The 13,276-nt window shown below is 68.2% G+C and carries 5 protein-coding genes; 1 reads left to right on the top strand and 4 read right to left on the bottom strand.

Annotated elements, in window-relative coordinates; translation table 11 throughout:
* Window positions 1–102: 102 nt before the first annotated feature.
* The 3 genes from AB0N90_RS07950 to AB0N90_RS07940 all read right to left on the bottom strand — a co-directional run bounded on the left by AB0N90_RS07950 (window position 103) and on the right by AB0N90_RS07940 (window position 10,995).
* A complete protein-coding gene (locus AB0N90_RS07950; protein WP_162134252.1) occupies window positions 103–558 on the bottom strand; it encodes a hypothetical protein in 456 nt (151 codons plus the stop codon).
* Window positions 559–685: 127 nt separating this feature from the next.
* Entirely contained in the window at window positions 686–7,018 is a 6,333-nt protein-coding gene (locus AB0N90_RS07945; RefSeq protein ID WP_365193860.1) for an RHS repeat-associated core domain-containing protein, read from the bottom strand.
* A 197-nt stretch (window positions 7,019–7,215) separates the two neighbouring features.
* Window positions 7,216–10,995: a LamG-like jellyroll fold domain-containing protein gene (locus AB0N90_RS07940; RefSeq protein ID WP_365193857.1), complete on the bottom strand. Its 3,780-nt coding sequence runs from the start codon at window positions 10,993–10,995 to the stop codon at window positions 7,216–7,218.
* Window positions 10,996–11,755: 760 nt separating this feature from the next.
* Here AB0N90_RS07940 and AB0N90_RS07935 point away from each other — a divergent pair.
* On the top strand, window positions 11,756–13,033 hold the full coding sequence (locus tag AB0N90_RS07935) for an MFS transporter (RefSeq protein WP_365193855.1): 1,278 nt from the start codon (window positions 11,756–11,758) through the stop codon (window positions 13,031–13,033).
* On the opposite strand, the gene AB0N90_RS07930 is transcribed toward AB0N90_RS07935, so the two are convergent.
* The gene (locus tag AB0N90_RS07930) at window positions 13,034–13,273 is read right to left on the bottom strand and encodes a hypothetical protein (protein ID WP_136101526.1); all 240 of its coding nucleotides are present in this window, start codon (window positions 13,271–13,273) and stop codon (window positions 13,034–13,036) included.
* Between the last annotated feature and the right edge of the window lie 3 nt (window positions 13,274–13,276).

Genomic DNA, 13,276 nt, shown 5'->3' with positions numbered 1-13,276 from the left:
ACGACCAGGCGGACATCTTGCAAGACCGGTCCTGGACCGGACTGCGCGCTGCCCGGGAAGCACACCACCTGCCAGTACACCGGCCGGCCGGAAGGTCGGCCCTCAGCGTCGGTTGATGCCCGACAGATACACGCCGTAGCCGTCCAGCATGCGCAAGGTCACAGTCCGGGTCCGGTCTTTCATATAGGGCCAGGCGGCCTCCACCAGCCCCTCGGCGTTCAGAAGCTGTTCCAGCACCTGAAAGTAGACCGCTCCGCTGACGAGTTCACTTGGGTGGGCGACGATGCGCTCCACGAAGTCCCAGCACCGGTGGAGCAGTTCGGCGTCGGGGCTGCGGCTCTCCAGCTCGGGCATCAGCACAGGCGTCGTGAAACAGTCAGCCAGCAGCCGGTAGAGCCGCGTCCACGCGTCCTCGGCCAGAACGGCCGTCTCCGCAGGCTCCTCGTACATCTCGGCGATGGAATCGGCGGATTCCGGGATCATGCACAGCAGCAGCGAGGGAATCTCCTTGGTGCTGATCCCCTCGGCCCGGCTCTCGCCGGCTGGTACGTCGCTCATGTGTTCCTGTCGAATAGGGGTGGTCATGGACGTGGGCCCGCCGTGCGAGATGCACGACGGGCCCCGTCCTCATGGTTGAGTACGGCTGTCGGAACTCATTGTCGCGCGCAGCTTGCCCGGTTCTTCATCAGGCCCAGTTCTCGGTCGTGGACGGTTCCAGCGCATCGTGGAACCCGAAGGGGTCGACGGTGTCCTTGAACATCTCCCACGCGCCTTCCTTCAGGCCGTACTGGCGTACGTAGGAAGGAGCTTGCGCGATCGTCGCGATACCGCCGACAACACCGAGGGTTCTGGAGAATCCACGCAGCCGGGTCGGCTGTCCCACCGGCTGGGGGCCCTTGTACTGGACCGGCTTGAACTCCGTTCCCGTGAGGTCCTTCACAGCAGGTGTCTTCGCCACGGCGTCAAAGTTCTTCTTGACGACGGTCTTCATATCGACGTCGCCGTTCATCCGCTTCCTGATGTTGCCGGTGACATCGCGTGAGTTCAGTGCATCCCACAGTTCCTGGGCCTCGGCCTTGGCCACCTTCTGATCGCTGTCGGACAGCAACGGAGTCTTCTTGGTGTTCTTGCCTGTCTCTCTGGCCTTGCGGTCGTTCTCCAGAATCTCCGAGAGGGCGTTCATGGTTTCCCAGCCCTTCTGCAGATGCAGCTGAGTCTTGCCCGGCAGAGGCTCACCCTTGTTGAATTCATGAATAACCGCTGTGGACAACTTCCCGTTGCCAAAGACCTGCTTGGCCTGTGCCTTCGGATAGATCTGCTGAAGCGCTCCGCGCAGCTTGCCGTTACTTACCGCCGGTGCCTGCGCCCGGCGCTGCATAAAGCCCGGGTTCTTATTCGGCACCTTGTTGAGGAAGTACTCGACCGTCTTCTGTAGAAGCTTGAACATCTCCAGGAGGCCGAAGAACTTCCCGTCCGGATCCGCGTACACCAGCGGGTTGTTGTTGCCGTAGGTGTAGCCGTTCATCTGCTGCGGGTCGGCCAGGTCCATCACCGGGTCGACAGAGAGGAACCGGCCGGTCTGGGCGTCGTACTCACGGGCGCCCAGGTGGGTGAGGCCGGTGTTCTTGGTCTCGTCAATGCCGCCGACGAAGCCCTTGGTTCCGGGCCACGCGGCCGGTGCCGTGCCGCGGGACTCGCCGAAGGGCATGACCCGGCGCTGGGTGAGGGCCAGGTCGGTGGCGGCGACGGCCAGCAGGCCGGTGCCGTGGTGGTCGGCGAGGGTGAAGGAGAAGCTGCCGTCATCGGCACGGACGGCCTGGTGGCCGCTGCCGAGATCGATGTAGCGCGTCGCCTTCGCCTTGGTCGCCCCCTTGTCGAGGCTGACGTCGGTGTGCCCGAGGTGCAGCGTGGTCCGGTCGCCCGTGCGGTCGATGAGCCGGTTGCCGTTGGCGTCGTACAGGTACTCGGTGACCTCGGCCGGTTTGCCGTCGACGGGCTGGGTGACCTTGGTCAGGAGCCCCTCGGCGTCCCAGTCCAGGTGCTGCCTGCCGCGGTCGGTGGTGTTGCCGGTCTCGTCGTACACGTAGTCGGTCCGGCTGCTACCCGCAGGTCCCTGTGTGGTGAGCGCAGACAGCTGATGGGCCTTGGGCTTGCCTGCGGGAGGGTACTCGTAGGTGTGCTTGACGTCCTTGGCGGTGGCGCCTCCGATGTCGTGCAGGGTGTCGGTCAGCCGGTTGCCGGCCCTGTCGTAGGAGTACGACTGCCAGTACGGAGCCGGACCACCGAGCTTGTCCGCGGACGGGGAGTCCGCGCAGGTCTGGCCGCTCTGGGCCCACGCCTCCGTCAGTCGGCGCAGGTAGTCGTACGCGAAGCACTGATTGTCGGTGCCAGTGCGGGAGACGTCCCGCAGGGAGAGGACGTTGCCGGCCTCGTCGTAGCGGAAGGTGACGTTCTGGTCGACTCCCGCCTGTCCCTCGCGGTCGACGCGTGTGGTCGCCAGCCGCTGGGTGCCGAACTCGTAGGTGTTGGTGACCTGCGTCTTCTTCCCACCGCCGGTCAGACCGAAGTTGTACACCAACGGCTTGCCGGTCTGGCTGTAGGTGGCGGTCGAGGTCATGCCCTGGCCGTAGACGGAGATCGGCCGAAGGGTCCGGTCCTCGTAGGTGTAGTTGATCGATCCGCCCGGCAGCGAGCCGGCGGCGGAGTAGCTGAGCGAGGCGACCAGGCCGGAGGGCTTGTAGGCGGTACCGGACTGGTAGGTGCCGGCCAGCGCGCCCTCAGACGCCGGGATCACGGTCGCCGTCTTCGTGGGCCGGTACAGCCTGTCGTAGGCGGTCACCGCGGTGGTGTACGCCTGGCCGCCCACGTAGCGGATCGACTCGGCGAGCTGGCCCTTGGCACCGGAGACGGTGTCGTACGTCCACTTGACCCGCAGCTTGCCGGTGGCGGAGCCCTCGCGCAGCTCCGTCTTGCGGCCCAGTCCGTCGTAGGTGTTGAACAGGGTGGTGCCGCGCTGGTCGGTGCTGGAGATCACCTGACCGTGGTCGTCGTACCGGGTGTCGGTGCGGCCCCGGTCGGGGTCGCTGAAGGACGTCTGGTGGCCGAGCTGGTCGTAGGCGTAGCTCCAGCTGTTGCCGGCCGGGTCGGTGACCTTCAGCAGGTCGCCCGAGGGAGTGTGGTCGTAGGTGGTCGTGTCGTAGGCCGACTCGGGGTCGCGGGTGTGGTGCTGGCGCAGTTCAGTGATGTTGCCCCGCGCGTCGACCAGGGAGGTGACGATGGTGTCGCCCACCGGCGGGATCAGGGTGGTGCGGTCACCGCCGTAGATCGTCTTCTTGGTGGACAGGACGGTGCCGCCGTCACCGTTGCCGGCGATCTGCCGCTCCTCGACCTGGCGGCCCAGGCCGTCGTAGAAGGTGCGGGTCTGGCTCTCCACGCCCAGCGCGTCGGCCGGCTTGAACAGTTCGGGTACGGGGCTGCCGGTGGCGAAGTAGGGGGCGAAGGTCTTGCTGGTCAGACCGCGCTCGTCGTAGAAGATGTCGGAGATGATCCGGCCGCCGTCGGGACCGGGTGCCTGGGACTGGCGCTCGCGCAGAAACCCGTCGTACAGCTTGTACGACGTGATCTGGCCGCCGTCGTTGTCGAGCAGCTTGGTGGCCACGGTGACGGGCTTGCCCTCGGTGACCGAGTAGGCGTACTCGTACGTCGGCACACCGCTCGTGGTGCGGTCGGCGAGCCACACCTTGGTGGAGCGGCCGAGCGCGTCGTAGGCGTAGTTGGTGCTGTTGTTGTTGGTGTCGGTCTGCCTGAGCAGCAGTCCGCGCAGCGGGTCGAGGTCCTTGACGGTGGTCTGGGCGCTCGTGGGGGCGCCGGCGTCGGCCGGCGGTGTGGTGGTCCTGGTCTGCGTGGGCAGGCCGGTGGCCGGGACGTAGACCGTGGTGGTGGTACGGCCGTCGGCGCGGGGCGTGCGCACTGGATCGGCGCTGCCGGTCACGGTCACGTCGGCCGTCAGGTCGCTGACGGTGAGTTCGCGCCCGTAGTCGTCGTAGGTGGCGCCGGCCTCCAGGTAGGTGGCCTTGGTGCCGTTGTTGCTCTTGAGCGGAGCGGTGCCCGTCACGTCGCCCTTGGTCGGTGCCGCGCCGTAGGCGCCGCCGTCGTAGGCGGTGCGGACGTCGTCGATGACGTCCTTGGTCCGGTCGACCGTGGCGTCACATGCCTTGGCGACGGTCTCCACCCGTGCGGGCAGCAGGAGGATGTTCTTGTCGGTGTTGGTGGCGTAGGTCGTGCGGGTGCACTGGTCGTCGTCCGCCGTGGAGACGTTCCCGAGGTCCTCCTGCTGGGTGGGCCGTCCGGCGACGGAGTCGTAGCTGGTGGAGGTGGCGACGGTGCGCCACTTCGCACCGGCGCCGTCGTCCAGGGACGTGAAGTCCTTGCTCTCGGCGGTACCGATGAAGTCGGCGGTGACGGTGCCCCAGTCGCGGACCTTCCTTGCCGTCTCGTGGTGCCAGGGCCGGTTCACGGTCTTCTGGAGGATCTTGCCGCCGGGCCGGTCGAAGGTCACCGTGCGGTACTCGAAGCCTGCGGTCGCCCCGTCGTCGGTGATCGCGTCGCCCTCACCGGCGCCGAGCGCGACGGTGACGGACTTGGTGCCGCCCGACGGTGTCTTGCGGTCGCCGTCCATACCGCGCAGGAAGTAGTGCTCCTCCTGCGACTTCATGGCGGCTGCACCGCCCTGGCCGCCGCTCTGGACCCGCACGCGGCCGTAGCCGCGCCACTGGGACCACGTCCTGTACTTCTCCTTGGTCAGACCGTCCTCGTCGAAGTGCCAGGCGGCGCCGTCGAGGTAGTCGTAGGCGGTGACCTGGTCCGGCGCGCCGCCGGTACGGTCGGTGGACGTCACGGACGTGACCACGTACTTGTTGAACCACTCGCGGTCCGGGGCGTCGCTGCTGTCACCGCCGATGTACTGCGGGAAGCAGCGGGTGGTGTTGGTCTCGGGGGTCGGCAGCGCGTCGGCGTCACACGCCGGTGCGGAGTAGTTGACGTCGATCTGGCCGCCGGACTCGTCCGCGACGGTGGACAGCCGCGCCTTGATGAACGGGGCGTAGCCGTCGCCGGTGCGGTCCAGCCGGTTGGCGAGCTGGGTGTAGGCGAAGGTGGTCTTCGGCAGCGTGATCGACGGGGTGGCGGTGTGACCGGAGTGCTGCACGCTGTCCAGGAGCAGTTGGTAGTCGGTGTCCGCCATGCCCCAGCGGTGACTGAGCTGCCAGGAGTCGACCTTGCGGTAGGAGCCGTCGGATTTCAGGAGCTGCGTGGTGACCGCGGTCAGCCGCTTGCGGGTCCAGAACGACGGGGTCATCCGGCCGTTGTCACACTTGGTGCCAGGCTTGCAGTTCAGGTCCCACGGCGTGTCGTACCAGTAGAACGACTTGCTGTCGATGGTGTCGGCCGCGCAGGTGACGCCGTCCTGGGGCAGGCAGCGCTCGGCGCTGTCGAAGACCACCTGGGCCGGCGGCTTGTCGGCGAACATACGTGAGGAGCGCAGGCCGTAGTCGATGCGCTGGAGGTAGCCGCCGCGGACGTAGGGGGTGTCGGCGTCGGCCTTCAGGTTGCGGCCGTAGGAGTTGGTCTCCTTGGCGTAGTGGTACCCCATGGCGTTGCCGTGGGTGTCCACCACGTAGTCGAGGTTCCACCGCCACGCCTGCTGGCACCAGGATCCGGCGAAGTCCGAGTCGTGGCACGGCTCGCCCGTGTTGTTACCGAACACCGGCACGGTCCACGTCGAGTCCGTCGTCTCCTTGCCGTCCGCCCAGCCGGGCAGGCGGTGGTAGCCGAAGTAGTAGCGGGTACCGTCGGGGGTGGTGAGCCGCCAGTACTCGCCGTCGTTGTCACCGTTGCCACGCTCGGTGCTGGACAGGTGGGCGATCCGGGTGCCGTCGTCCTGCTGGAGCTTGAACTCGTCGTTGCCGACGGGGACCAGTTCGCCGCCCTTGCCGTTGAAGGTCAGGTAGGCGTTGTCGTACGACCAGCACAGGTCGCCCGGCTTGTTGCCGTCGGCGTTCTTCTCCCCGTCCTCGGCGCACGGCTTGTAGCGGCGCTCGATGAAGCCGGGTGACAGCTCGAAACCGTCGCCCGCCCAGGAGCCCTGGTTGTTGGTGGAGCCGGTGCGGCCGTCGATCGAGCCCGAGGAGTAGTCCAGGCCCACCTCCGGAGCGAGGTCGCCGGGAACGTCCGGCACCGGCATGTCGTAGGACCACGTGAAGTCACCGGTGTTCAGTTCGGTGCTCCAAGTCGCCGACGACGACAGGGAGGTGGCCTTGAAGTCGCCCTTCTCACCGCCGGTTTCCGGCGCGGCGGCAAGGACGGTGGCCGCGCCGGAGCGCAGGCTCACCGTGTTCGCCGTCAGGGTGTGGCGGTCGGTGTCGTTGCGCGTGGCGAGCGGGGTGCTCTTGCGGCAGGCGTCCTTGGCGGGGGTGGTCAGGGCGCAGGCGGGCAGTTCGACCAGGCGCAGCCGGGACGCGTAGCCGCCGCCGTAGGCCTGGGCGAAACCGGCGTAGTCGACGGTGACGGCGACCTTGCCCGCGCCGACCGGGGCGGTCGCCTTCACGGAGCCGGCCACGGCGGCCCTCTTCGGACGGTCCTTGGCTTCGAGCGTGAACAGCAGTCCGTCGACGCCGGCGCGTTCGGCCTGGCCGCGGCTGTGCAGGCGGGCCTCGACGGTGCCTCGGGCAGCGTCCTTCGGTGTCTTCGGCGGGGCTATGTGCAGCGGGAGGTCGCCGGCCCGGCCGGAGCCGTGCCCGGGTATCTCCACGGTGGCGTTACCGGGCTTCGGCCAGGAGCGCCGGGGCGGTTCGGCCGGTGTCCGCGGGCCCCTGGTGAGCTTTCGGGGCCGGGCCTTGAGACCGTTGGCGCCGGCCACGGGCTTGTCGGTCCTGGGCGCACCCGGCAGTGGGTGGCCGGTGGCGGCCGCAGCGGGTGAGGCGGCGGCCTGGATCAGTCCGCCGACCATGAGTGCGGACATGACCAGGGAGACCGGCCGGTACAGCGCTCTGGAGGAAAGGCGTGGTGGTGTGCGTCTCATGCGTGATGCCGTCCATGGCTGAGTGGCGTGCCGGTGCGCGTGTGCCGGTGCACCGGTGACGCCGTGAGGTAAGGGCGGTGGGAAAAGGCCGGTGGCGGGTGGGGCGCGCGTGGCGCGTGCCCCACCCTGCGGCGGTGTCAGCTGCCGGCCGGGACCTCGGTGGGTACGTCGAACCAGGAGCCGGCGAGTTCCTGTACCTGGCTGTCGTTGAGCGCGCCCTGGAAGAACCAGACGTCGTCGATCATGCCGGGGAAGTACTCAGCTCCCGTGCTGCCGGTCTTCGTCCGCCCCACCTGGAGCGACTTGCCGGCCTTCGTGGTCAGGACGTTCTCGCCCCAGGCGATCAGGTCCTGGCAGGAGGCGTTGTCCGCCTGGCCGTCACCGTCGGCGTCGTCGCACGGCACCTCTTGGAGGATGCCGTTGACATACAGGCGGGCTTGCTTGGAGAAGCCGTCGTACACCAGCGCCAAGTGGTTCCAGTCGGTCACGCTGCTGAACTCCGTGCTGGCCAGGCGCACGGTCGACGCGTCGGTGCCGTCCTTGTTCGGCAGAGCGACCTCCCAGTTCCCCAGCCCATCGGGGTGTGCCGGGTCCGGAACGAAACGTACGGCGAAGGGACTCTGGCTCGTTCCTTCCGCGCTGACCACCGTTGCGTTCTGCGCGGGGGTCGAGGCCGCCTGGGCCCAGGCAGTGACGGTAAAGCTGGCGCTGGTGTCCACCGGCACGGCGGGAGCGCCGGCGTAGCCCGCCACGCCATCGAGCTCCAGGCCACCGTCCATGAAACCGGTCCCGATCCGTGCGCCGCCTTGAAGGGCGAGGGCGGTTGCGCGGCCGGTGTCGTCCGGTGAGGCGGAGCCGCTGTCGCTGTCCAGCTTCCAGCGCGCGTTGAGCAGCGGGCGCTGCTGGAACAGCTGGCGTACCTCGTCGGCCGAAACGGGCCGGTCGAAGAGGCGGACATCATCGATCTGCCCGGGAAAGAAGGAACCGGGGGCACCGTCATAGTTGCCGGCCCCGATCTGCACCGCACCACCCGCGTACCAATTGGCCTGGAGGTCCGTCGCCCCCGCCTCGACGCCGTTGACGTAGAGGATGAGCTTGTTGGCGACGGTGTCATGCACGCCCACCAGATGGGTCCAGGTGTCGGCGTATGCGGTCTGGCCTTCGGCCTGAAGTGCACGGACCGGCGTAGCGTCCGAGGCATCGGACGAGTACTGGTTGAACGCCCAGCGGTTATAGCCGCTGGAGTAGTACAGCTCCATGCCCGGCCGGTGCTCACCGGCTTGTGTCGCGATGATCGCGGCGTGGTCCGGCTTGGTCTTGGGCAGTTTCGCCCAGGCCGAAACGGCGAAGCCACGCTGGTTGTTGAGCAGCGGCCGCCCGGTGCTCGCGTAGTCGTCGGCGCCGTCCAGGGCCAAGGCCTTGCCGGCGATTCCGGGGGTGCCTGCGGTCAGGCCGCCGTAGAACTTGGCGTCCGGGACCTCGGCGACGCCGGTGAGGTAGGTGGCGTCGACGGCTTCGTCCATCGGGAACACGGCTCGTGCGGCCCGGCCGGAGATGAGCGACTCCTTGCCGTAGAGCCGGGTCACCTCGCCGCTGGAGAGCGGCTTGTCGAAAATCTGAAGCTCGTCGATGGCTCCGGGGAAGAAGGAGCCGGGCTTGCCGTTGTAGGAGCCAGCGCCGATCTGGAGGCCGCGTCGCGCGTTCCATGGCGAGTCGTACTTCGTGGTGCCCGCGAGCGTGCCGTTGACGTACAGGTTCAACTGATCGCTACTGGAGCTGAAGGTACCCACCAGGTGGGTCCACTGCCCGGCCTTGGCCCCGCCTGCGGCAGATGGCATGGCCCGGACGATGCCCGCGTCCGGGCTGTCGGAGGTGTACTGGTTGAACGCCCAGCGGTCGAGTCCGCTGGAGTAGTACAGCTCGAAGCCCGGCGAGTGGTTCCCGGGCTGGGCGGCGATGATCGCGGCATGGTCCGGCAAGGTGGAAAGCTTCGCCCACGCCGAGACCGAGAAGCCGGTGGAAGTGTCCACGGTGGCGATGTCGGTGGCCGCGTAGTCGTCGACCCCGTCGAAGGACACCGCGGTGCCCTTGGCACCCTCGACGTGCGGGGTAGGGCCGCCGCGCAGTTCGGCGGTACGTGTGGGAGCCTCGCCCTTGGCCGCGCTGGATCCGGCGGCGTCGTCGAGCTGCCAGGCCGCGCGTTCGGGCTGTCCGGACTTGACGCGGAACTGATAGGTGCGGATCTCACCAGCGTTGCCCGCCGTGTCCAGCGCACGGGCCGTGAAGAAGTTCAGGCCTGGCTTGGCCGGCAGCATCCGGGCGATCTTTGCCGCGCCGCCGGACGTGGCGATCGTGTTCCTGGAGGTGGGGTCACCGTTGATGCCGAACCAGTACTTCGTCACGTCGGTGTCGGCGGCTTTCAGGGTGAACGACCCGTACTGACCCACTCCGTCGTACCACGGGTCGTCCGGGTCCTCCGGATCGGAGGCCGGGTACTCGCCGGAGGTGATCGAGGGGGCCTTCGGCACCTTCGTGTCGTAGGTGAAGTAGCAGGAGGTCGGGTCACCCGTATAGGACCACGGCGAGTACTGTGCGCCGTCGTAGCTGCGCACATACCAGTTGATCTGCTTGTTCTCCGGTATGGAGGAGGGCAGGCTGATCACGAAGTCCGAGCCGGACTTCTTGTAGCCGGTACGCGCCGGCTTCCAGCGTCCGATGGAACCCTTGCCGTCTCCCGTGTCCCAGGCTGCCTGGAACTCCACAGCGATGTTGTCGCCGTCGGGGTCGGCGATGTTGTTGGCGTAGATCTTGCCGAGAGTGCGCACACGGGCGGCGTCGGCCGGCTTCTTGCAGGTGCCGCCGTACTCCATGGTCAGCTGCGACATCTTGACCTGTGTGGGCGGGCGGTTGTATTTCACCCGCAAATAGGCCTTGTCCGAGAAGCGCTTCCAGCCGTAGATGTCGCTCTCACTGGCGGCCTGCATACCGAACGTCATCGTCGACGACCTGGCGTTGGCGGCCGACTGCACGGCTGACTTGACATCGAACTCCGCGTCCTTGGCCGAACAGCCCTCGAAGCCGTACGCGAAGGAGTCCGTCTTCAGCTTGTCGATCCAGAAGCCGCTCGCCGTCTGGGAGTTCCAGGTGGTCGACGAGGAGATGTCCTTGGTCCGCCACAGCTCCACGCTGCGTGCGCTGCAGGAAGCCGACCAGACGTTGCGCACTACGAACTCGGCTTCGAGGATGGTCTTGTCGGCGAACTTCGACACCGGGATGCGGTAGAAGAGCCGCTTGGTGTCGTACGGCTTGCAGTAGTACCAGCCGCAGTAGCCGAGGCCCGCGTTGTTCTCGCCGTTGAACTTGTATTGCGGCGAGGAGGCCCAGTACTTGGAGACCATGGTCCACGCCGAGGCGCGCGGCGAGTACCACTGAGGGTCAATGAAGACCGGGTAGACGGTGTCCTTGCCCTTCAGCACATCCGCGTCCGGGGTCAGCACCAGTTCCTTGTCCCCGGCGGGGACGTCCACGGCGACCGGGGCGAGCTTCGCTGACTCCCCCGCCGCGGGCTCGGCCTTGGGCTCGGCCACCAGGGAGGCAGTGTGCGAAGTGGTGCTCGCCGACGCAGCCTTCACAAACGCGGGCTTCGCCGCCGACGGCTCAGCGGTAGCAGACCGCGTCATGGCGTCCTTGGCGGGCCCGGCGCCGGGGCTGGAGTCCCACATCATGGGTCGGGGTGCCTCGAACACCGCGTTCTTGGCACCCTGGTCCACCGCCTCCAGACCGCCCTGGGTGTTCTCCCGCACGTCCATGCCGTCGGCCGACAGGCGCAACCGTAGTTCGTTCAGTTCCTCGTTTGCCGCAGCCTCGGCGGACTTGACGACGAGCAACTGGGTGAACCCGTCCTCCTGCGCGCTCATTCGCAGATCCACATCCGGGAGGACGTTCTGGTAGGTAGCCGTCGGACCGTCGAGGACCGGAGCGGGCAGCTTGCTCGGCCAGGACAGCGCCAGCTCACGCCCCGTTTTCTCCAGGCGTACCAATGGGGCGTCTCCGCCGGCAGAGAACTCAAGCCCGACCGTGGTGGCGCCGGGAGCCACCACCCCTTGCGGCGTCCTGACCAGGTTGGTGTCGACCGGCTTCCACCTGCCATCGACCCGGGCCCGGACGGGGCGCAGGTACTCTCGAGCTTCAAGGTTCCCGTCAGGCGTGGCGTAGACGTCCCCACTCTCCGAACGGAGCGAACCGACCTCGACGCTATCCCCCGTCCGCCTGGCGCGGGTCAGGGCCTCGTCAGTGGTCGCCGACGACGCCGGATCACCGCTGGTTCCGGCGGCCGCGCCTGCCCGGAGCGGGATCGCTCCGAGGCCGCCGACCGCCGAGGCCGAGGCGGTCCCCGCGGCCGTCACCAAAGTCAGAGTGAAGGCCACCACTCGACTGTGTCTTCGCGTCCATACATGCCCCCGCATCAAAGCCCCTTGATGAGAAATCAGTGAGAAAACACTGAGAAAATGGTCAACCCGCGGGATGTTACGTAAGGAATGGATGAAGATCCACAGGAACTTTGTGGCGAATCAGACATTCCTGTGCGGGCCCGCCATGCCACGTGGCGTGGCTCACTGCCACTGCCCATCGACAAAAGCAGTTGCCCCCGCACCTCCCACGGCCGAGCATTCCCAGGTGACTTCCGCGCTGCTTCCCGATCTTGCTCCCTGGCGGGCCTCCGTCGACTTCCGGCGGTTGTGGAAGTCGGGGCTGATCAGCGGCTTCGGCAGTTTTCTGACGCTGGTCGCGCTGCCCGTGCAGTTGAAGGACCTGACGGAGTCCACCGCGGCCGTCGGGGCGATCGGCGCGGTGGAGCTGCTGCCGCTGATCGTGTGCGGGCTGTACGGCGGTGCGCTGGCCGACGCGTTGGACAAGCGGGGCCTGATCCTGTGGACGGAGGCCGGGCAGGGGCTGCTCAGCGCGTTGCTGCTGCTCAACGCCCTGCTCCCGAGCCCCGCCATCTGGCCGCTGTACGCCGTCGCCGCGCTCTCCTCCGCGCTCGGCGCGGTGCAGCGCCCGGCCCTGGACTCGCTGTGGCCGCGGATCATCGCGCATGACGACATGCCCGCCGCGGCCTCCCTGAACTCGCTGCGCTGGACCGTGGGCGGCGTCGCGGGCCCGGCGCTCGCCGGTGTGGTGGTGGCGTACGCGGGCCTGGGCTGGGCGTACGCCGTCGATGCGCTGACCTTCGCCGTCTCGCTGGCGTACATCGTGCGGATCGCGGCCTCCCCCGCCGCCCACGAGGCCGCGAAGCCCTCGCTGCGGGCGATCGCGGAGGGCGCCCGGTACGCGTGGAGCCGCAAGGAACTCCTCGGCACCTATGTCGTGGACCTCGCCGCGATGTCCCTGGCGATGCCGCTCGCGGTGCTGCCGTTCCTCGCCGACGAACTGGGCGCCGACTGGGCGCTCGGGCTGATGTACGCGAGCATCCCGGCGGGGGCCCTGCTGGTGAGCCTGACCAGCGGCTGGGCCTCGCGGGTGCACCGGCACGGCCTGATGGTGGTGCTGGCGGCGGCCGGCTGGGGCCTGTCGATCGCGGCGGCGGGGCTGACCCGCCAGGTCTGGCTGGTGCTGCTCCTGCTCACCGTCGCCGGCGGGTTCGACATGGTCAGCGGCATCTTCCGGTCCGCCATGTGGAACCAGACGATCCCCGACGAGCTGCGCGGCCGACTCGCCGGGATCGAACTGCTGTCCTACTCCGTGGGGCCCCAGCTGGGCCAGGTCCGCGCGGGCGGCCTCGCCGCGTGGACGGGTCTGCGCACGTCCATCGCGTGCGGCGGACTGGCCTGCGCGGGCGTGGTGGGCCTGCTCGCGCTGTGCCTGCCGGGCCTCATGACGTACGACGCGCGGACGAACGCGCACGCGGTACGGATGCGGGAGCGCCGCGCCGGGGCCGCCCCCGCGAAGGCGTGATCAGTCCTCCTCGGCGTCCCCGGAGTCCGTCTTGGAGGCGTCGTGCCACCGCGGATCGTTCTCCCACTCCAGATTCCGCTCGGCCGCCAACTCCATCGCGTGCTGGGCCTCTTGCGGGGAGGCGTACGGCCCGAACCGGTCCTTGCCCGGACAGTCGGGACCCTCCTCGACCTTCTTGTGCTCCAGGCAGTAGTACCACTCACCCGGCTTGCCCACGGTTCGCTTCTTGAACAGGGCCATGGA

The sequence above is a fragment of the Streptomyces sp. NPDC093018 genome (assembly GCF_040684035.1).
GTDB lineage: Bacteria > Actinomycetota > Actinomycetes > Streptomycetales > Streptomycetaceae > Streptomyces > Streptomyces murinus.
Note: the sequence above shows the minus strand (reverse complement) of the source record. Positions and strands in the feature narration are given on the sequence as shown.

Coding starts and splice junctions, on each gene's coding strand:
- AB0N90_RS07950 (WP_162134252.1), bottom strand. CDS start 558: ATGAGCGACGTACCAGCCGGCGAGAGCCGGGCCGAGGGGATCAGCACC.
- AB0N90_RS07945 (WP_365193860.1), bottom strand. CDS start 7,018: ATGTCCGCACTCATGGTCGGCGGACTGATCCAGGCCGCCGCCTCACCC.
- AB0N90_RS07940 (WP_365193857.1), bottom strand. CDS start 10,995: ATGAGCGCGCAGGAGGACGGGTTCACCCAGTTGCTCGTCGTCAAGTCC.
- AB0N90_RS07930 (WP_136101526.1), bottom strand. CDS start 13,273: ATGGCCCTGTTCAAGAAGCGAACCGTGGGCAAGCCGGGTGAGTGGTAC.